The sequence below is a fragment of the Oceanospirillum beijerinckii DSM 7166 genome, assembly GCF_000422425.1.
Taxonomy (GTDB): Bacteria; Pseudomonadota; Gammaproteobacteria; order Pseudomonadales; family Halomonadaceae; genus Oceanospirillum; species Oceanospirillum beijerinckii.
On the sequence record NZ_AULT01000009.1, the window covers coordinates 56,275 to 75,988 of the forward strand.

General features: G+C 45.2%; 15 protein-coding genes and 2 pseudogenes. 12 read left to right on the forward strand and 5 right to left on the reverse strand.

What is annotated here, in order from left to right; genetic code table 11:
• Window positions 1-21 precede the first annotated feature (21 nt).
• The 5 genes from H579_RS0103520 to H579_RS0103545 all read left to right on the forward strand — a co-directional run bounded on the left by H579_RS0103520 (window position 22) and on the right by H579_RS0103545 (window position 6,642).
• Window positions 22-1,266 (forward strand): Wadjet anti-phage system protein JetD domain-containing protein, encoded by a 1,245-nt coding sequence (locus H579_RS0103520; protein WP_051227276.1) that lies wholly within the window; start codon window positions 22-24, stop codon window positions 1,264-1,266.
• Window positions 1,263-2,414: a hypothetical protein gene (locus tag H579_RS0103525; protein ID WP_028299534.1), complete on the forward strand. Its 1,152-nt coding sequence runs from the start codon at window positions 1,263-1,265 to the stop codon at window positions 2,412-2,414. Before H579_RS0103520 ends, H579_RS0103525 begins: the two co-directional genes overlap by 4 nt.
• Window positions 2,415-2,444: 30 nt before the next feature.
• Window positions 2,445-3,812: a DUF6880 family protein gene (locus tag H579_RS0103530; RefSeq protein ID WP_028299535.1), complete on the forward strand. Its 1,368-nt coding sequence runs from the start codon at window positions 2,445-2,447 to the stop codon at window positions 3,810-3,812.
• 71 nt (window positions 3,813-3,883) lie between these two features.
• Entirely contained in the window at window positions 3,884-4,807 is a 924-nt protein-coding gene (locus H579_RS24080) for a hypothetical protein (RefSeq protein WP_211224659.1), read from the forward strand.
• 458 nt (window positions 4,808-5,265) lie between these two features.
• Window positions 5,266-6,642, forward strand: coding sequence for a coiled-coil domain-containing protein (locus H579_RS0103545; protein WP_157834548.1), 1,377 nt, complete (start codon window positions 5,266-5,268; stop codon window positions 6,640-6,642).
• A 536-nt stretch (window positions 6,643-7,178) separates the two neighbouring features.
• Here the strand turns inward: H579_RS0103545 and H579_RS24085 are convergent.
• Both H579_RS24085 and H579_RS0103560 read right to left on the reverse strand, forming a co-directional pair.
• Window positions 7,179-8,342 carry a type II toxin-antitoxin system HipA family toxin gene (locus tag H579_RS24085; protein WP_245583203.1) on the reverse strand — a complete coding sequence of 388 codons (1,164 nt, stop codon included), beginning with the start codon at window positions 8,340-8,342 and terminating at the stop codon, window positions 7,179-7,181.
• Between the two features lie 87 nt (window positions 8,343-8,429).
• On the reverse strand, window positions 8,430-8,744 hold the full coding sequence (locus H579_RS0103560; RefSeq protein WP_028299537.1) for a helix-turn-helix domain-containing protein: 315 nt from the start codon (window positions 8,742-8,744) through the stop codon (window positions 8,430-8,432).
• Between the two features lie 422 nt (window positions 8,745-9,166).
• Between H579_RS0103560 and H579_RS24090 the strand changes: the two genes are divergently transcribed.
• From H579_RS24090 to H579_RS0103575, 4 genes and pseudogenes are all read left to right on the forward strand, one after another.
• Window positions 9,167-9,436 (forward strand): AlpA family transcriptional regulator, encoded by a 270-nt coding sequence (locus H579_RS24090; protein WP_051227277.1) that lies wholly within the window; start codon window positions 9,167-9,169, stop codon window positions 9,434-9,436.
• Between the two features lie 10 nt (window positions 9,437-9,446).
• Window positions 9,447-9,854: pseudogene (locus H579_RS29975) on the forward strand (DUF927 domain-containing protein); the annotation flags it as partial.
• A 456-nt stretch (window positions 9,855-10,310) separates the two neighbouring features.
• A pseudogene (locus H579_RS29825) lies at window positions 10,311-10,610 on the forward strand (HipA domain-containing protein); the annotation flags it as partial.
• A 209-nt stretch (window positions 10,611-10,819) separates the two neighbouring features.
• On the forward strand, window positions 10,820-13,960 hold the full coding sequence (locus H579_RS0103575) for a DEAD/DEAH box helicase (RefSeq protein WP_028299538.1): 3,141 nt from the start codon (window positions 10,820-10,822) through the stop codon (window positions 13,958-13,960).
• A gap of 549 nt (window positions 13,961-14,509) precedes the next feature.
• On the opposite strand, the gene hepT is transcribed toward H579_RS0103575, so the two are convergent.
• Together hepT and mntA are read right to left on the reverse strand one after the other, a co-directional pair.
• Window positions 14,510-14,914, reverse strand: a complete 405-nt coding sequence (gene hepT, locus H579_RS0103590) for a type VII toxin-antitoxin system HepT family RNase toxin (protein WP_028299540.1) — start codon at window positions 14,912-14,914, stop codon at window positions 14,510-14,512.
• Window positions 14,911-15,288, reverse strand: coding sequence for a type VII toxin-antitoxin system MntA family adenylyltransferase antitoxin (gene mntA, locus H579_RS0103595; RefSeq protein ID WP_028299541.1), 378 nt, complete (start codon window positions 15,286-15,288; stop codon window positions 14,911-14,913). The genes hepT and mntA overlap by 4 nt, the downstream gene beginning before the upstream one ends.
• A 341-nt stretch (window positions 15,289-15,629) precedes the next feature.
• Between mntA and darT the strand changes: the two genes are divergently transcribed.
• Together darT and darG are read left to right on the forward strand one after the other, a co-directional pair.
• A complete protein-coding gene (gene darT, locus H579_RS0103600; protein WP_028299542.1) occupies window positions 15,630-16,283 on the forward strand; it encodes a type II toxin-antitoxin system toxin DNA ADP-ribosyl transferase DarT in 654 nt (217 codons plus the stop codon).
• Window positions 16,283-17,350 (forward strand): type II toxin-antitoxin system antitoxin DNA ADP-ribosyl glycohydrolase DarG, encoded by a 1,068-nt coding sequence (darG, locus tag H579_RS0103605; protein WP_028299543.1) that lies wholly within the window; start codon window positions 16,283-16,285, stop codon window positions 17,348-17,350. Before darT ends, darG begins: the two co-directional genes overlap by 1 nt.
• A gap of 88 nt (window positions 17,351-17,438) precedes the next feature.
• Here the strand turns inward: darG and H579_RS0103610 are convergent, their stop codons facing one another.
• Complete coding sequence (locus H579_RS0103610) at window positions 17,439-17,891, reverse strand: helix-turn-helix domain-containing protein (protein ID WP_028299544.1); 453 nt, start codon at window positions 17,889-17,891, stop codon at window positions 17,439-17,441.
• A gap of 274 nt (window positions 17,892-18,165) precedes the next feature.
• On the opposite strand from H579_RS0103610, the gene H579_RS0103615 reads away from it, so the two are divergent.
• Window positions 18,166-19,665 (forward strand): type I restriction-modification system subunit M, encoded by a 1,500-nt coding sequence (locus tag H579_RS0103615; protein WP_028299545.1) that lies wholly within the window; start codon window positions 18,166-18,168, stop codon window positions 19,663-19,665.
• Window positions 19,666-19,714: the final 49 nt, after the last annotated feature.

The window sequence follows — 19,714 nt, forward strand, 5'->3', positions numbered from 1 at the left end:
CACGTATCATTAAGATAAGTCATGGGCAAGAAAACATCACAGGCCTCCCGCTGGGGCGATAAACAAAGCCTACTGATTCAGGTACAGAAGCTTTGGGATAAAGGGTGTTTATTACAGGAAACACTCGCAAGCAGTGAACTGTTTCCCAAACGGCTCATCTTCAAAACCCCAAGCAGTCAGGCATTGGTGGAGGAGTTTGATCTGGTGCGGGATTGGCTGGCTCAGATCAAACAACTGACCGGCTTTCGGGTGGAATATAAAACTATTCAACACCGGGTGATGGGGCAGCATAACCTGCCCTGCGAGGTGTGGCTGGATGATCTCGACACGGCGATTAAGCTGTTAGGCGAGCAGAAAAACCAAGCACGCTTTATCCGTCAGTATCGACAGACTCAAGCACAGTTGCCTGAGCTGGAGCCCTGGCTCTATCAGCATGCTATTAAAGCACTCTCTTACGCTGATGTGTGGCCTCAGCTACTGGATTTTATCCTATGGCGACAGCAGCACCCGGATTCGGCGATCTACCTGCGTCAGGTCAGCTTACCCGGCATCGACACCAAGCTTATCGAACAGCATAAAGGCATACTGACCACACTGTTGGACCTGGTGTTGCCCGAAACTCAGGTGAATACAGCGCTCTCCTCCAGTAAGCGTTTTGCCGAACGTTACGGCTTTCAGAGCAAACCTGAGATGATCCGTTTTCGACTGTTGGATCAGCACAGCTCGATCCTTCCGGGTATTAACGGCGATATCACTTTAACCGCTGCTGACTTTAATGCCCTGCAACATCAGCCCGGCTTTTTCCAACAACTGCAGCATATCTTTATCACGGAAAATGAGATCAATTTTCTGACTTTCCCCGCCTATCCTAACGCCTTAGTGATTTTTGGTGCAGGTTATGGCTTTAGTGCCTTTGATCAGGTGAACTGGTTAGCTCAGATGCAGATTTTTTACTGGGGGGATATCGATGTTGATGGTTTTGCTATTTTAAATCAGCTGCGTCACAAACTGCCCCAGGTGCACAGTCTGATGATGGATGAAGGCACGCTGCTAGCTCATCAGACTTTTTGGGGAACGGATGAAAAGGCTCGACATAAAAGCCAGCCCCAACTATTGGATCGTCTGACAGACCGTGAACAGAGTCTGTATCAGGCTTTATTGGATCAACGCTACCAGGAAGCACTCCGCTTGGAGCAGGAACGCATTCAGTTTGATTATGTTAATCATGTCTTACAACGGCTTGCCGTACCCGAGAGTCCCCTATGAGTGAATATCAGTATTATCGTTTTGTTAGCCTGGATAACCCTCTGTCATCTGCCCAGCAGAATAAGCTAAGGGAGATATCCAGCCGGGCCAGTATCAGCGCAAACGCTTTTCAGGTTTATTACAACTACAGTGACTTAAAAGCCGACCCTGATAAGTTAATGAAGGATTATTTTGATATCGGCTTCTATTACGCCAATTGGGGTGACGTTACTATCTGGCTGAAGTTACCGCCATCCACTCTGCCCAAAGAGTTTCTGGTTATTGATGATGGTTATGAGGCCGTTGTTTGGAATAGCAAAAAATACCAACTGCTGCGTCTGAGTCTGGAAGGTGATGATAATTACCGTGATGACGAGGATGCAGAGGCTTTCTTTATCTATCTGCATACCCTTAGAGAAGAGTTGATCAATGGTGACTACAGATTACTCTATCTGTGCTGGCTGAATCAGCTTGATCAAGAGAGCCAGCCATCCGAGTTACCTCGAATCCGTTTCGATTTTAATCAATTAACTGCAGGGCAGCAGGCTTTTGCCGATCTGTTTTCACTATCAGAGGTGTCAGTTAACGCGTTAATCAAGCTGCTCAATGAAACAGGCTCCCATCAGCCTTCTGGCTCTGGGGCATTATCGGCTCAGCAACAACTTGAGCAGTTATCCACAGAAGATAAAGATCGCCTGTTATACGCTTTGTTTGAACAGGGGCAGTTATCCAGGCATCAGGCTTTGGCTGTGCTCAATCAGACTCAGGCTCAAAAGGAGTGGCGCTACTGGTTAAGTGCCGATGATCTTGCCCCTTATTGTCAGCAGATCAAGGATGAAATGCGACAACAATATTTGGCCGCAGAAGCGAAGCGTAAGGAAGAGGAACGCATTCGCCGGGAGTGGCATCTCACGGCTGTTTATGAGGCACGGGATAGGTATTGGCAAGCTATAGTGGCTGGGGCAGAAAAGCGTAATGCCAGCGGTTATAGTGAGGCTGAAAGAATATTGCAGGATCTTTATGACGCTTATCAGCTGAAAGGTGTTTTGGCTGACTTTGTACCGCCCTTCCAGGATTTCATATCGGCATATAGTAGACGTAGTGCCTTGATGAAGCGATTGGAGCCCCTGAAACAATCCGTGGCAAAAGCTTTGTCTATAGATGAGTGATGGTTTTAAGTGTTGAAAGGAGCACTGATTGTGGATGAAAAATTAATTCAGTGCCTGAATCAGGTATCCGCAGAGCAGCTGGCCGATATCATCAAGACGATTTACGGCATGGACGATAACGTCGACCATAAAATTGAAGCTGCATTATTTCCGGCAGGTTCAGGATATATTGTTGAACAGTTGGAGGCGCGTATTGCGTCAATAGAACAAGACGACGATTTCATTAGCTACCGCGACGTTTCTACTTACAGTATGCAACTGGATTATCTCGTTGACGATATTGCCAGTCTGGTAGATACAAACCCTGAAAAGGCTTTTCATTTGATCAACCGCTTTATCAATACTCATGAGGATACGTTCAATAGATCAGATGATTCTGGTGAGATGGGTGACAGCTATTCAAGAGCGGTTGATATCTGGCTATTGGCAGCCCAAGCTTGGCAAAGTAACGGAAGTTGCTCATTGGTTTGGGCTGAGGAATTAAAACAGCGTCATTACAGTGATGATTATGGGGTATGGTATGGCCGGATTGCGGATAGCAAAGCTCTGTTGGGTGATGTTGTACTGAGAACTTTGGCGAAAGAGTTTGAAGATGATTACTGTCAGCTGTCTAAACAAGAATCTAAGAGCAACCAGTATAGAGCCAGCTGCGCCAGGTACGGAATAGAGCAGGTTGCCAGGGCATTAGGGGATATTGAGTTATACGAGCATGCATTTCTCATTGAACCGTCAGCACTTAATGATGCCCAGAAAGAAAAAATAGTGAGGTTCTGTTTACAACAACAAGATGGGCAAGCGGCGTTGAAATGGCTGACAGGCTCTTGGGATGATGGGTTACGGAGCTACACCAGAAAGGAATTGTTAGAAGAAGCCTACCAGCTGACAGGGCAGACCGAAGAGTTAATCCGGATACGTTCGGAAGCGTATCGGCAAGATCCCTGCTACAGAAATCTGCAGGCCTTACTTGAAGTATTGCCTGAGCAGGATAGAACACCTGTTTTGCAGGGGGCTGCCGAACAGGCCTTAAAAATAAAGTATTTCAGCTCAAGAATAGACACTCTGATAGATCTTGGAGAGATAGAGCAAGCTGTAGAACAGCTACTTCAGTATGGTTTTCAAGAAGGGGTAATCGCCTACGGCAATTTACTGCGCTGGACTGAAGTGTTTGCTAATGCTGAATATTACTTGGCCGAAGTTGCTTGTTACCGTTTGCTTTTGTTGGATATTTTGAATGAAGGTCGGAGTAAGGCTTATGGGTATGCTGCAGATTACTATCAAAACTTAGCGCGCTTGGATACAAGGGTTGATGATTACCAGCCTCTGGCCAGTTGGCAGGAATTCCAGGCTGAGCTCAAAAACAGGCATGGGCGTAAATACTCTTTTTGGAATCGTCTCTAAAAAATACTGAGTCGAAGCCCCCCTTGCCTCGATGGTTAGGGAAAATATGAACGCTGTCGTATGGGTAAGTTATGAAGTCTCAGAAAGAAGTGTTAGATGCGATTCAGCAAGCAGTGGATATGAATCCTAATCTGACACTGGATGAAATCCAAGCGCTGGCACAGCAGAAAATCCAGCAGCATAACCACAGCCCTAATGCTGATTTATGCGGTCTTTCTCCGGCTCAAATGGCCAATTGGCTGTATGACCCTTTTGATGAATTGGCTGGTGTTAAGATCTGTACGCCGGATGACTTATCGGCAAGTCCTGTGATGCGTTATCTAACGTTGATTTTAGATGAGGCGATGCAACAGGGCGGTTCGTTTAAAGCGACCACTAAAGGCAACTTACCCACAAGCTTGGTAAAACAAGCCTGTAATCTATTGCCTGAGTTTGCTGTCTCTCAATATGAGACACATATCAGTATCAGTGAGTTTGCTGGTAGTAATGAAGATAAATGTAATGCATTACATTACACGCGGGTTTTGGCAGAAATGTCGGGTATTATCTACCGCAGAAGCGGGCGTTACCATGTGAAGAAAACGGCACAGAAACAGTACCAACATGATGGTATTAATGCTTTTTTCCTGCCTATGCTGAAAACCGTCATTACAGAATACAATTGGGGATATCTGGATGGTTGGGAGGAGGATATCGATTTACGGACTTTCTGGGTCTTTATGCTTTGGCGACTGCAGCATCATCACTCGATTGATCAATTGATTGAAGAGATGGCGACTGCATTTCCTAAGCTGTTGCATCAGTTTAAACCCAGAGAATACAGCTCACCTATTCAGTCTCTCAGTTCCTTGATTGAGGTTCGTTTTCTGAGCCGCTTTTTGCAGTATTGGGGTTTCATTACACTGGCCCCAGGACGATTTCGGGCTGCTGACGAGCCAGAGAGAAAGGCAGATATCCAGCCACTGCTGGCCCAAACCTTCCGGTTTGAAATCTAGTGGATACAGGATATGCCCGTATTTTGTCTTAGCCCGGTCTATAGTGTAGTAAAGAGGCACTGTGAAATAGTCTGCTGTCAAACGATATGCTTGTAGAATCCGTATGTAGGCAGAAGTAAGGCCTGAAATACACCTTAGGATTCTGGCCTTGCCGGAATAATCACATTATCATTGTGGCCGGTGGGGTTTCCTGTGGGTTGTGAATCTTGCCGGATCCTCTGGCGGGTATTATGCTGCCAGCCTTCCGTTATCATCACACCAGAAATAATCATATCCCGGATATAGAATCACCGAGTTTAGCCCAGATTCTGAACATGAATCTCAAAATGAAATCATTGTCAGCCAAAGTGCAATGATCGCAAGTAATCCAGAATTTCAGAGAGATTAACAGGCGCTATTGAGGGCGAACTGGAATTGCTTAACAGTCTTGAAAAATACCAGCTAGAAGGGTGCTGAAAGTGGACGATATTGTAAAGCAGATCGCAAAGGCTAATCTCTCACCGGATCTGCTCAAAAAAGTGGGTATGTCCGGTTTACTGGAAGCGTTTGCTCAGGAAGATAACCCCGAGTCGCTGCAATCTGACAAGCCAACGACCTCTGGCTGGTGGGGGGCAGATGAGCTTGACGGTCCTCTGGAGACTGCACAGCTACAGTCTCTTTTCACTAAGAAGCTTGACCAGTTAATGGTCATTGCAATCGCTCAATCACAGCTATTAAGCCAACAGCAGCATTCATTACAGCAGCAGCGAACGATTATCCGCAAACAAGTCAGTCAGCTTGAACAGGCCAATGCCTCTGTGGGCCAGCAGCAAAAGGCACTGCATAGCCAGCAGGAAGGGCTACAGCAACTGACTGATCAGCATCAGGCATTAAAAACCTTCACTCAGGACAGTGCTAAGAAGCTGATTGAGACTATCGGCGAGGTGAAGTCGACACGCCAAGCGATGCAGGATGTGATTTTAGAGCATAATCAGGTGACCGCCGATTTACAGGCCTTTCAGGAAGAGGGGCTGGATCTGCTGGAAGATTCTTTGAGTCAACGAATTGATCTCATTGAAGAATCTATGAAATCCTCAATAGAGGATCAGGATCAGATTATTTCTGATCTCCAGTCATATCAGGAAAGTGAGCTGCGGGACTTTCGGGATGCGCTGGACCTGATTAAAAGTGAACTCAGTGATGAGTTGAATGAGACGAAGGATTTTACTGAATCCTGGGTCGAAAAACATTCACAGGATATTCAAGCGCTTGAAGACAAGTTGGAAGCGCTCCAAGGGGATATTCAGCAGGAGATCTCACAGCAGAGTGAGAGGCTGCAAAGCATTAATCAGACCTTGGCAGATGAGCTGGAAAGCCGTGCAGAACAGTTCAAAGCGGATTATGCAGAGCATGAAAAAAGTGCGCTGGAACGGGAAGAGGCTTTAAGCGATAAGATTAATACGCTTCAGCAAGAGAGTCAGGCGTCCACTGAAACCCACAAGCAGAATCTGCAACAGTTAAGCGAGCAACTGGAATCCAAAGCAAGTCAGTTGCGGGATCAGAGTACCAATCAAGGCAAACAGCTCTCAAAACTCGAGCAGGGCTTAAAAAGCTCGGTCTCCAAAATAGGCGATAAACTCAACGCTCATGCCGATTTTTCAAAGCAGCTGAAAGCGGCCCATAGTAAGGAGATCAAATCGCTGCATGGGCTGTCTGTTCAGCATGATCAGCGCTTGTCTGATCTGGAAGAAACCTTCGAGCGTCGCATGAAGCTGATGACCTTACTGGCCTATGGCGGTATGGGCGTTGCGGCAATAGCGATAGCGGGCTTGGTCTGGGTGCTATTAGGTGTGTGATTCACACCTAATAGGCTTTTTGAGGTAGCTGCCTAGACCCTAACAAACTCAATAAGTTATCGAAAAAAAACGGCTCAAAAATGTCTGTTTGCCCATCAAATTTCTCACTACGTGCCTATGTCTTTTACTAAACCTTAGTGGTTGGCAATAGAAAAAACAGTGCCGTTTGTATACTGCTGTTAGGGTCTAGAAATAGCCGTTTTGAGAGGCTTTATCGGACACGATTTCTGCCAGCATAGCTTGGCCATTTTTTCGCTTGTTCTATGGAATAGTTATGAGCCAGCAGAAAATTCGCCTAAGCCAAGATGGGCACCATGGTGTTCATTTTCATAGAAATAAGCTCAATATGGATGCTATGGTATCCAATGTTGATAAGACTGAGTATCGAATATCAGGCATCAAGGTCTACAAATTGTTACCTGTGAAGTCACTTTGTGTAGACCTATAACTGCTGAATTTCGCCGTTCGGTAAAACGCATAGACGAGTACTCAACTCGCATTGCACACTTTTATGCGCATAAAAGTGTTGCGGCGCTCTATGCGAGTATAAAGCAGTCCCTCAATAGCTCTCTTTCTTCTTTGCTAATGCCCGCTTGTTGGGCAAGGCTTTCCCATTGTGAGACGGCTTTTAACAATCTTTGTTGGATGGCATTGGCTTTACTTTCAGTAACGTGAAAATACTCTGCAACGTCAAATGCTAAGTCAATCGAAAGCGCGTTGCTTACGTCATCAATATTAAGGTGTAGACCAGTGGCGTATAACATAGGATTGATATCGTAGGCAGGAGATAGCCGCCAACCAGTCGATTCCAGAATGAATCCATGATTTCTAAGATGATCATCACAATTAGATACCATGATATTAAACAGTATTCTGGTCCAAAGTTGTTCAAGATCTGCCTGAGTATTCGAGCCGTGTTGGATCAGAAACTCAGCCAGCTCTAAGTAACTTGCCCCTTCATCCTGGCCATCAAAGTACTCTAGTTGAGTCATCGCAGAGCTGAAGTGTAGCCGCTTCCCTGTTTCGGTACGGTCGAACCTTTTTGTTAAAAAAATATGATGTCTGCCAATGGCTTCAACTTTTGATTCAGCCATTTCGATGCCAGACTCTATGGCCATTTGATAAACAATGAACTCCCATAAGCTGATATCGTAATCATCGTGACGACTAGGAAACTTAGCTAACCACAAACTATCATCGTGATTTCTTATTGACGCCTTTGGCCCGGCCCCGCCTAGTGATGAACCCGGTGAGATCAACATATTGAGCCATTTCAGATAATCTGGATTATCTAAATCCGGAGTTTCTTCGATTTTGTTGGCGGCATGTTGTAGCTCGGGCAAGCTGGTTATTGCGGGTGCTGCCAGCTCATGGCTGTCGTCTAAAAATGGCTCCGTTGGCGATGTACAAAAGCGCAGTGCCCCCATGCGAAATGAATCGTGAACACCTAATAAGTAATCCGTCTCGTATAGGTTTTTTGCTCGCCGCCTTTCTTGTCTAGCAACCACCGCTTCTCTGCGTTGCATTAATAATCGCCCCCAACGGTCAGGGCATGAGTCGAGAAATGTTTTGAAATTCTTATCGCCCTGCGCATATTGCTCGCCAACGAATAGTTTTAAAGAAGGGTCAATCTGGCGAACATATTCTGACGTTAGCCATGTCTTGTCATAACTAAAACTAAAATGCTCTTTGCCTCTCATTTCTGATGATCGTAATGTGCCAACTAATATAGGGTCGGTTGACTCAGTCCAATCAGCATAAACTTAGATTTCCATAATGCGACACTCTTATTTTTTTTTCAGCAATTGGATATCTTGCAGCTTTCTTCCCAGCTCGTCATCAAAGGCGACTTTGGCTAGGTCTTCCAAGAGACCTAAACAAGCTAATACGTTGACATAGTGACCAAGCGAGACGGAAGGGTCGCCCTTTAGGATTTTTCGTAACGTTGGCTTAGACAGCCCCGTTCTTTCGTGCAGCATTTCCTGGGTAATGCCGCGTCGCTTCATTGCCAGAGTTAAATTCTCGCCTAAGATGCTTAACACCTTTTTGTGCTTTGGAAAAACGACGGCGGTGCGCTTTGCTGTTGATTTGATGGTATTCATAGTGAAACTATATTTTCTTAAATCTTAATATAGTGAAATTATAGTTTTACTTTTTACTTTGAGTAAAGTGATCATTTGATATGGTCAAGTAGATCAAAGTGAAACTATATTTTCAATTTTCAGTATATAGAGAAGTTATAGTTTCACTTTTTTTCTTTGCCTCACACTCCGTGTGTTGTAACAAACCACTTATCCCTTGGGCTTTTGGGGCAGTTTGGGCAAAGCCTTAATTCATGCCGCTTAGCCGCACACTGGCCCTGGCCACAGGGTATTTATCACCTGGGGCATTATGTAAATTCTGGGGCAGCTAGCTACTTGTACCCTCAGAAAGCTGCGCGATCTCGGCATTTATCTGCCTACGGTGTCCGTTTAGTACTGGCAAACTCCTAACTGAACTTAACAGAACAGTGAGGAAGCAAACGATGAACCCAACTACACAATCACCCACAAACACGGTACACCCAGCTCGTCAGCAACGGATTTTGCGCTTGCCCGAGGTAAAAGCCAAAACTGGCTTTGGCCGAAGTACCATTTATGCCTTGATGGCCAACGGAGAATTTCCCCGTTCCATTCGCATTGGTGCACGTGCTGTGGGCTGGTTAGAAAGCGATATCGACCAGTGGATTGAAACCCGCCGTATCGGTGTTGCAAACCACGCACCCGATAGAAGGCTTTATTCAACAAGGAAGTAGCGACAGTTGACGTGCCACGGCCAACGGTTTAGAAGGCACTGCGTTAGCCCATAACGATGCCTTACTGGCGCTCGATGAAATGGGCGAAGTTGACCCCAATGAGGCGGGCGATGTCGCTTATATGCTTGCCAATGGCCAAGTTAAAACCCGTGCAGGCAAATACGGTGAAATGCGCTTACCCGCTCGTTGGCGCTTGGTGTTTTTATCCACTGGCGAAGTCACGCTCGAAAGCCATCTGGCCAGTATCGGCAAGCGTGTAAAAGCAGGGCAGCAAGTGCGCCGAGTCGCCGAAAAATTTGCCTTACTGGCCAGTGCAGGGTTGTTAGCCATTCAAGCCAAAGTACTCGATTGGTCAACCCAAAGAGTCGAAGCAGCTTGTTTAAGCCAGCTTAACCAATGGATACTTGCCCGCGGTGGTGCGTTTAGTTTTGCCTACGATAAAGCGTTTCTAACCTCTGCCTATCGTTTGCAAATAGATCCAATGCTGACGCTTCACTCAGGTGATCTCTATAACGACGAAGCCGATAAAAACTTTCGCGCATTTCTTGATTCATCGCCTGATAGATGGGGGCGTATTTTAATGCAGCGGCGTGCGGCCATTGAAGCACGCAAGGGCATTCGGGCAACAAGTCGATTAAACGAGTTGGATTACCTGCTGGGCGTACATGACTCTTACCGGATGGGGGGGATTCGATTTAAGCGAGCAGACTCGGATGCTTTTTTGGATGACAACTCTGAGTTTGCTGCACCTCCAATGGCTTCTTTGCGAGAGCTAGAGCACGCAGCAATGCAGATTGAAAAAGACGATAACATCGACAGTGACGAGTACTATCGCTGGTTGAAAATGCTGATTTCTCCAGGCTCATCATTAGGTGGCGCAAGGCCTAAGGCTTGTGTGACAGATGAACAAGGCCACTTGTGGATTGCCAGGTTTCCCAACTTAAATGATACCCATGACGTTGGGGCGTGGGAGATGGTCTGTTATGAATTGGCTCTGGCGGCAGGTGTTAACATGTTTCCAAGTGAGATTAGGCAGTTTTCCTCTCGGCATCATACCTTTTTAACAAAACGCTTTGATCGCCACGGCGAAAAGCGGCTTCATTTCTCATCGGCCATGACACAGCTTCGCTATTTTGTAAACGAAAAGTATGATGGTGAACAAAAATCCATTTGATATGAGTTGGTTTTCATCCCTTTGGCAGGTACTATTAAATTTATACAGGCATAAACATGTGGGATTCGCTAGATTTATAAATTTATTAAACATGGGATTGTAATACTATTTGTTCTGAAAAATGGGTGAATAGCTCACTTTTATATGAATGAAGGTCTAAGAGACTGGCTTCTCTAATAGCTATCCTGAAACAGTACAAAAGGGAGTTTATGCAACAGTCAGGTATATATGAGCAACTGATTACTCAGCTGGTGGAAAAGCGTCTGGACCGCGAGCATTTCTATGTTGGCGAGCGCGAATTGACTGCAAATGAAGCAGGCATTTGGCTTTCCCGGTTCTTGAGTCGTATTTTAGAGTTTGCAGTGAACTCTATTTCATCTGGTGATGATCAACTGCAAGAACAAATCCACTTTGCGAATCAGCTATTGCTGTGGCTCAAAGAGCGGCTTCAAGACGATGACTTTATCGAAGAAAACCTCCTTGATAGCCAAGGCAAAATTCTGACAGCTTTGTATGAGCTGGAAAACCCTGTTGCGGCAAATTTAAAACAATATGTGGAAGACATTTTTCCTCTTACCGGACTTACGCAAAGCGAACTGTTTTGTGGCAGCAATGCGGGTTTATCCCTTGAATCCGAATTGAAGCGAGAGATCTTGTCTGCGGATAAGATCTATTGGTTGGTGTCCTTTATCAAGTGGGCGGGGATTCGAATCTTCCGCAAAGAGCTTGAAGAATTCACCGCCAGCGGTCGAGAGCTAAAGATCATTACAACGTCCTACATGGGCGCGACCGATGCCAAAGCGGTGGAATATTTGGCGAGTTTACCCAATACCGAAGTAAAACTGAGCTACAACACCGAGCGCGAACGTCTTCATGCTAAAAGCTATTTGTTTCTTCGTAATACCGGCTATCACACGGGTTACATTGGCTCTTCTAACTTATCCCACTCCGCCCTGACCAATGGCTTGGAATGGAATCTAAAAATAACGTCACAAGAAATCCCCCATATCATCTACAAATCGTTGAGCACATTTGAGACCTATTGGGCTTCCAATGAATTCGAATTATTTAATGGTGATACAAACAGTACAGAAAAGCTCAACCGAGCCTTGCGACAACAGCGTGGTGGCGATGAACAAAGTACTGCTCACTTTTTTGATATCACGCCGTTTGCGCATCAAAGTGAGATTTTGGAGCGGCTGGCCGTAGAGCGAGATATTCATCAGCGCTTTCGCAATCTCGTCGTCGCTGCTACTGGGACAGGTAAAACGCTGATTTCCGCGTTTGATTTTGCGCGCTTTGTGAAACAGAAGCCGAATGCGAGTTTCTTATTTGTGGCGCATCGAGAAGAAATTTTAAAGCAGGCTCGTGCGGCATACCGTGGTGTATTACGCGATGGTGCCTTTGGTGAGCTTTGGGTTGGCGGCCATAAACCAGCGCATTATCGTCAGTTATTTGTTTCGATCCAGGCGCTCAATAACCAATTGGATCAGCTCAAGCTTACGTCAGACTTTTACGATTACATCGTGATTGATGAAGTGCATCATATTAAAGCGAATAGCTATCGTGCTGTGTTGGATTATTTTCAGCCGAGTTTATTGTTGGGCTTAACAGCGACACCGGAGCGTCATGATGGCGGTGATATTTTGGCCGACTTTGGTGGTGTCATTGCTGCTGAGCTACGTTTACCAGAAGCTATTAATCATCGCCATTTATCACCGTTTCAGTATTTTGGTGTTGATGATGATACGGATTTACGGTCGATTTCATGGAACCGTGGCCGTTACGATATTGCACAGCTCACCAATCTCTATACTCACAACCAAGCTCGTTTTGACAAAATACTGCTGAGTTTGCAGGAGATCGTTACCGATATCAGCCAAATGAAGGCATTGGCATTCTGTGTTAGCCGTGAGCATGCAAAGTATATGGCGAGCCAACTTCTGCTTAAAGGTATTAAAGCGGATGTGCTGACCAGTGATAACAGCGATGAGCGTCAACAGAAGCAGCAGGCGATTCGTAGCGGACAAATCAATGTGCTGTGTGTGGTCGATATCTTTAATGAAGGCGTTGATATTCCGGAAGTCGATACCTTGCTGTTTTTACGGCCCACGGAAAGCCTCACGATCTTCTTGCAGCAGCTGGGGCGAGGTCTGCGCTTAGCCGATGGCAAAGAGTGCTGTACGGTGTTGGATTTTGTCGGTAACTCACGTCCAGAGTACGATTTTGCTAATAAATTTAGAGCGTTAGTTGGCAGAAGTCCGAAAGCGATCAGTGATGAAATCAAACAAGGCTTTCCGCATGCGCCGCTAGGCTGTCGAATAGAGCTGACGAAACGCACCCAAGAGATGGTCTTGAGTAACATTCGTCTAGCAACACTTACTAAAAGCCGTCTGGCGGACATGATTCGCCAATTCCCACAGCATTCCACGCAACCTCTGACACTAGCGAATTTTATTGCTCAGCATCCGCACATTGATTTGAATGAGCTGTATAAACGTGGCAGCTGGGCTGAGCTGATAGCGAAATCCAAAGATGAAATTAACGAGGGCTCGCGAATCGGTGAAGCCTTTAAAATAGTGCGTAAAGCAATTCATAACCGCATTCTGACCTGTGACGATCATGGCTATTTAAACTTTCTTGCATTGCTTTGTCAGTCTGACTTCAGCGGCGTCAGTGCTGACGATCGTCGTACGGTGATGTGCCATTATGACTTCTGGCAAAAGCCGGGTTCTGATATAGGCTTTGCATCTTTAGCACAAAGCATCAAACAGCTCAGTCACCTTGGTGTGGCGGAGGAACTTGCCGACGTGATTCACTGGCAGCTGGCACGTATAAAGCATGAATTGGTAGATATGAACGAGCTGCCAGATGTGCCTCTTAAAATACATGCACGCTACGCCAGAGAACAGATCTTAGCGGCATTTGGTGCGACGACGTTTGAACGTCAACCGCCTGCCCGAGAAGGTGTGTTCGTCATTAAAGACGACAACATTGAGCTGTTGTTTGTCACGCTCGATAAAAATGAAAAGCTGTTTTCACCGACTACCATGTACCACGACTACGCCATTAATGAGTCGTTATTCCATTGGCAATCGCAAAATAGTGCACGGCCGGATCGTGGGCGCGGTTTGGAATACATCCAGCATCAAAAAATTGGCAAACGCCTATTCTTGTTTGTGCGTGAGCAAAGCAAAGACGAATACGGCCGCACTATGGGTTTTGTGAATTATGGTGAAGTGGAATATGTGGCACATACGGGTTCACAGCCTATGAGCATTACTTGGCAGTTAAAAGAGCCAATGCCGCATTTTATGTGGCAACAGGCGGCCAAGTTAGCTGTGGGCTAGTCGAGATGACAGTGGCATTGGATGGGCAACGTGGTCGTGATAATGGCTACTTTGAAAAATTTCAGCAAGGTACAGCGCAGTGCTATCACCTGCCGCAAAGCACGTTTTTGCAGAAATTTAAGTAGCATATTGCCGAGGAAATTCGCTATTTAGCGTTGGCATCTACCTCAGGCGTCCAAAGTTCAACCAAGCAAATTGACAAACTTTGGCCAGTTAAACGAGTCACAGTGTTATCACGCTACGCCATTGCCGAAGATCAAGCGGGTAAGAAATCAGGTTCTGCTGACTTGTATTATTTATTTGAGCTCGGCAAACTGCTATCGCTGCAAACGCCAGTGACCAACGTGCTACATCGCCCAATGAAAAACTCGATGAAACTCACAACTGACGTGGTCAAGCAAATACTACCAGTCCAGTTCACGGCGATCTTCAGTGGGTAATTGGAGAGGTGGCAGGACATTCATCGTACTATCCTGATTGCAAAGGATACTCTTCAGGATAGTACAGATATTTCAATGACTATGTTCTAACCATACGGACCACTAGCCCTTAAGCTTTTTTAACCGCATCAACAAACTCTTCAAAATCCCCCAAACGATGCTCTACCACATGCTTTACTATTTCTAAGTTAAGTGTCTGGTAGTCGTGGACTGCGACATTACGAAGGCCAACCATTTTTTGTAGGTTTAATGCGAGTGGGGCGGAGATCAGACCTGCCTTTTTTAGAAGCTCAAAGCTATCGCGGCTACTTTGCGGAATGCCTGTCTGATGTTGTTTGTTAAGGATATTGGCAGCGTCAATGCTGGCTTCACAGGCACGCTGTAGGTTTAGAATGATCGAATCTTGGCTGGTGTAGTCTGTGTCGAAGTTTTCTTTTGCTAAAGCGTAAACGTCTCGAATGCGCTTTAAGCAGCGATCAATAGTCGCTAGCTTGTTGAGAATCGAGTCGTTCATTTCAAATATTCCCGCAAAATATCCGCACGCTCTTCGTTCAAGCGCTGGTACATAGACATGATCTGCATCTCAAATTTCGTCTGTTCGTTTTCACTGCCAAAAAGCAGGCTGCCATGCATAATGACTTGGTTTTGTAAGACTGTTGATGCGGTGAGCAGATCCACGAGATCGACATCTTGATTAAGTTCGATAGCGAGGGTTTGTTCCAAGTCGAAGCGTGCTACGGGATCTAATTTCTTCTCCAATAGCACGGCGATGTCGATATCACTAGAGGGGGTCGAGCTGCCATCTGCCTGTGAACCGAACAAGTAAATCAGCCTAACGTCTGGAGCTAAGTTTTTGACGGTTTGGACTAGCTTGTTTTTATCGAGCATGGCACTACCTTCATATGGTCTTTGACTCAGGCCGTAGAGCGCCCGGCCAGAGATTAGTTGCTACGAATTATACACTGATAACTACCTGATTATGCATTTGTGACCTGGAGCTTATCTTATTTATATCATAAGGTTATAAGTTAATTTCCGTACTTGTCTCTTATTTACCCACCATTTTACCCGCCTTTTGCAATTCATCTACGCTGAAAAGCCACTGGATTGATCCGGGGTATTGCTACCTGAATTACATTTGACTAAAACGTACAAGATCAAAGAGAGTATGATGCAAGCATTGCTAATCGAAAGTGGATCATGTTCCAAAGATGTTTGTAGGTAATTAAGTGGCATATAACTACCAAGCGACCCTCAACCCAGAGAAGGCTCTGATTTGGCGTATTGTTCACAGGGACAATATCCCCTGGGTTCTGGATAATGGTTTGCACTGTGGTAATAGTACGATCCAATGCCCTAATTGGGTGCCGATAGGAAACCCAGAGCTAACTCATAAAAGAGCTACGCATGCCGTGCCTGTTGGTGCTCAAGGCTACTTAAACGATTATGTTCCGTTTTACTTCACGCCTTTTTCACCCATGCTGAAAAATATCCACAGTGGTTGGGGAGGTGTACGCCAGCGGCCAAATGAAGATATCGTTATTTTGGTGTCTAATCTGTATCAGATACAGGCAATGGGCCTGCCTTATGTATTTACTGATAGCCATGCTTATTACGCTTGGAGTAATTTTTATACTGATCTTGAGGATCTGGATAAGATTGATTGGTCGATACTTCAAGCTAGAGATTTCCAGCGTGCGCCTAACGACCCTGCAAAATTTGAGCGCTATCAGGCTGAGGCTTTGGTTTATCAGTCCTGCCCTGTAGAGGCTCTGATAGGCATGGTTTGTTACACTGAAGATGTAAAAGTCATGTTGGATAACTGGCTACATGAACGAAAAATTAATATACCTGTTTATGCTCGAACAGGGTGGTACTTCTGATGATTAAATATACACAAGGCAATTTGTTAGAAGCAGAAGTTGATGCTCTGGTGAATACCGTCAATACAGTGGGAGTGATGGGGAAAGGGATTGCTCTGATGTTTAAGGAGCGGTTTCCTATAAATATGCAGGAGTATGCTAAAGCCTGTAAGGAGCAAAGAGTACAAACGGGTAGAGTGTTTGTCACAGAGACTGGAGACATGATGGGGCCTCGTTGGATTGTTAACTTTCCAACCAAGCAACATTGGCGGGCTAGATCAAAAATGGAGTGGATTGATGAAGGCCTAGTAGATTTGCGTCATTTTATTTTGGCTAACAAGGTTCGTTCCATTGCCATTCCCCCGCTGGGTGCTGGCAACGGTGGACTGAACTGGAAGGATGTAAAGCCCAGAATAGAGGACGTTTTGGGTGATATTGTTGATGTTGAAATAATTATTTATGAACCGACTACGCAATATCAAAATGTGAGCAAAAAAACAGGTGTAAAAAAGCTCACACCTGCACGAGCATTAGTTGCTGAGCTGGTACGACGTTACTGGATTCTAGGTATGGAGTGTAGCCTGCTGGAGATTCAGAAACTGGCCTGGTTCTTACAGCGAACGGTAGAGAGGAAAGGGCTTAATAATGAGCTCAAGTTGAGATTTGAAGCTAACTATTACGGGCCTTATGCAAATAACCTTGACCATCTTTTGAATGCTCTGGACGGTAGTTACCTGAAATCAGATAAGCGCATTCCAGACTGCGATCCGTTGGATGTTATCTGGTTTAACGATAGTGAAAAGGATCGGATAACAACCTACTTATATTCAGAAGGCAAAGAGTATCTCTCCGCACTGGAAGAAGCCAGTGAGCTAATATCAGGTTTCGAATCACCTTTTGGCTTAGAGTTGCTATCCTCTGTGGATTGGTTGTTGGTTCAGGAAGGTTGCGAGCCTAATCTTATATCTATCAAAGAGGGGTTGCAGCGCTGGCCTGCAGAGGACAAATGGGCACAGCGAAAATTATCTTTATTTAATGATAAACACTTACAGTTTGCGATAGATAAATTGGCCGGTTTTGCATATTAATTGAATATATAGGCTCCTGATAAAAGTCGGTCCTATTTTGTTGGATACATTACACAGGCATCATAGATAACAGTGTAGTTGGAGCTCATCAGTAACCCAGCCCTAACTCCTGATCAAGAGCGCTTAATTCCTCAAGGGCACTAAGCCGGTTCTTTTCAAGTGTTTCCTGATACTGGCGTAGATCTGCAAATCGTACCTTGCGACGATTACCGGAACGGTGGAATGAGATCTCTCCATCATCCAGCAATTTAATCAGGGTAGGCCTTGAGACATTTAGCAAGTCGGCAGCTTCCTGTGTGGTCAGTTCTGCATGAATTGGCACCAGCTTAACGGCGTTGCCCTCACCCAGTTCCGTTAGTACATCTACTAACATGCGCAAAGCGCTAACCGGCAGATTTACCGAGTGGGTTTCACCACTTTTATCCTGCATAGAAAGCGTCTGTACCTCTGCCTTAGTTTCTAATATTGCTGCCAGCTCCTGGCTGCAAAGTTTCGCCAGAGCTGCTTCTTCTGCAGAAGGCAGTTGTTCATGTGTTTGCATTGTTTTGCATCTCTCAAATGGTCCTATTCGAATTATTCGCAAAGCTGTATTGTGAAGCAAGCTTTTCGAAATATTCGAAAGCTGTAACATATACTTTTAGCATAAGATCGGTACTTGGGGGCTGGAAATACCATCAAATTAGATAACTTAATGTTTGAAAAGGAATATATTGTCTGACTCTACTCCAGTGATAAACTCATTATTAAATTGAAAATACTGGCCTCAACGAAAAAAGACTCCCCCTGAGCCGCAGGATGCGATTGAGAAATAAAGAATGACACTGATTAAATTAAAAGACCTGGAAGCGCATCTTTGGCATGCAGCCCATATCATCACGGGCCCAATTGATGCGTCTGACTATAAAACATATATCTTTCCCATCCTGTTTTATAAACGTATTTGTGATGTTTACGATGAAGAGCTCAAAGAGGCTTTAGAGCAGGTCGGTGATGAAGAGATTGCTAGGCAGGATATGTTCCACCGTATACAGATTCCTGAGGGTTGTCATTGGGATAAAGTACGCAACAAGCCTAGTGATATTGGTCAGGCCCTGAAAAATGCATTTCGTGGTATTGAGCTTGCTAACCCTAAACTGCATGGCATTTTCGGGGATGCGGGCTGGACCAACAAAGAGCGCCTGCCAGACGAGTTACTCATCACATTGCTTGATCATTTCCATCAGGTAAATCTTGGGGTCGCCAGCGTCCGTGATGATGATATGGGGCGAGCTTATGAATACCTGATTAAACGCTTTGCAGATAAAGCAAATAAAAAAGCAGGTGAGTTCTATACCCCCCGTACCATTGTACGTTTGATGGTCAATATCCTTGATCCTAAAGCAGGCGAGAGTGTCTATGATCCTGCCTGTGGAACTGGTGGTATGCTGTTAGAGACCATCCATCATGTTAAAGAACAGGGTGGTGACCCTCGCTTATTAAAAATCAAAGGTCAGGAAAAAAACCTAACGACAGAAGCGATTGCTAGAATGAACCTATTCCTGCACGGTCAGGAAGACTTCAGCATTCTTCGTGGTGATACGCTGCGTGAGCCTAAATTCTTGCTACAGGATCAGCTGGAAACATTTGATTGTGTTATTGCTAACCCGCCTTTTAGTTTAAAAGAGTGGGGATATGATCAATGGTCTGACGATCCCTATGGTCGCAAGCATTATGGTCTGGCTCCTAAAACGAACGGTGACTTTGCCTGGGTGCAGCATATGTTTGCTTCACTGAATAAGTCAGGCCGAATGGCCGTGGTATTACCTCATGGCGTGTTATTTCGTGGTGGAGCAGAGGGAAAAATTCGGACTAAATTGCTGAAAGAAAATCGTATCGAAGCGATTATCGGCGTCGCTTCAAACCTGTTTTATGGCACAGGTATTCCTGCTTGCATACTGGTATTACGCAAGACCAGACCCGAATCTCATCAAGAACACGTACTTATCGTTAATGCTGAAGAGATTTATACCAAAGGCCGAGCGCAGAATACGCTGAGTAATGATCAATCTGATGACATCTATCATATTTATCAGACCCAGCAAGAAAAGGGTCCTGAAGCAGAAGAAATTGAAGGTATTGCCCGTTGGGTCTCATTGGATGAAATCGAAGAGAATGATTTTAATCTGAATATTGCCCGTTATGTGCAGAAACCATTGGAAGAAGAGACCATCACGGTTGAAGAAGCATTACAGGATTTTCAGCAAAAGCTTGCAGCTTTAGAAAAAGCAGAAGAGGAACTGGAAGCCTTGCTTATAAAGGAAGGTTTTGAAGTATGAAACTAACCCTCGCTTACACTATTGAGCTGGAATATATGGATTACTGCAC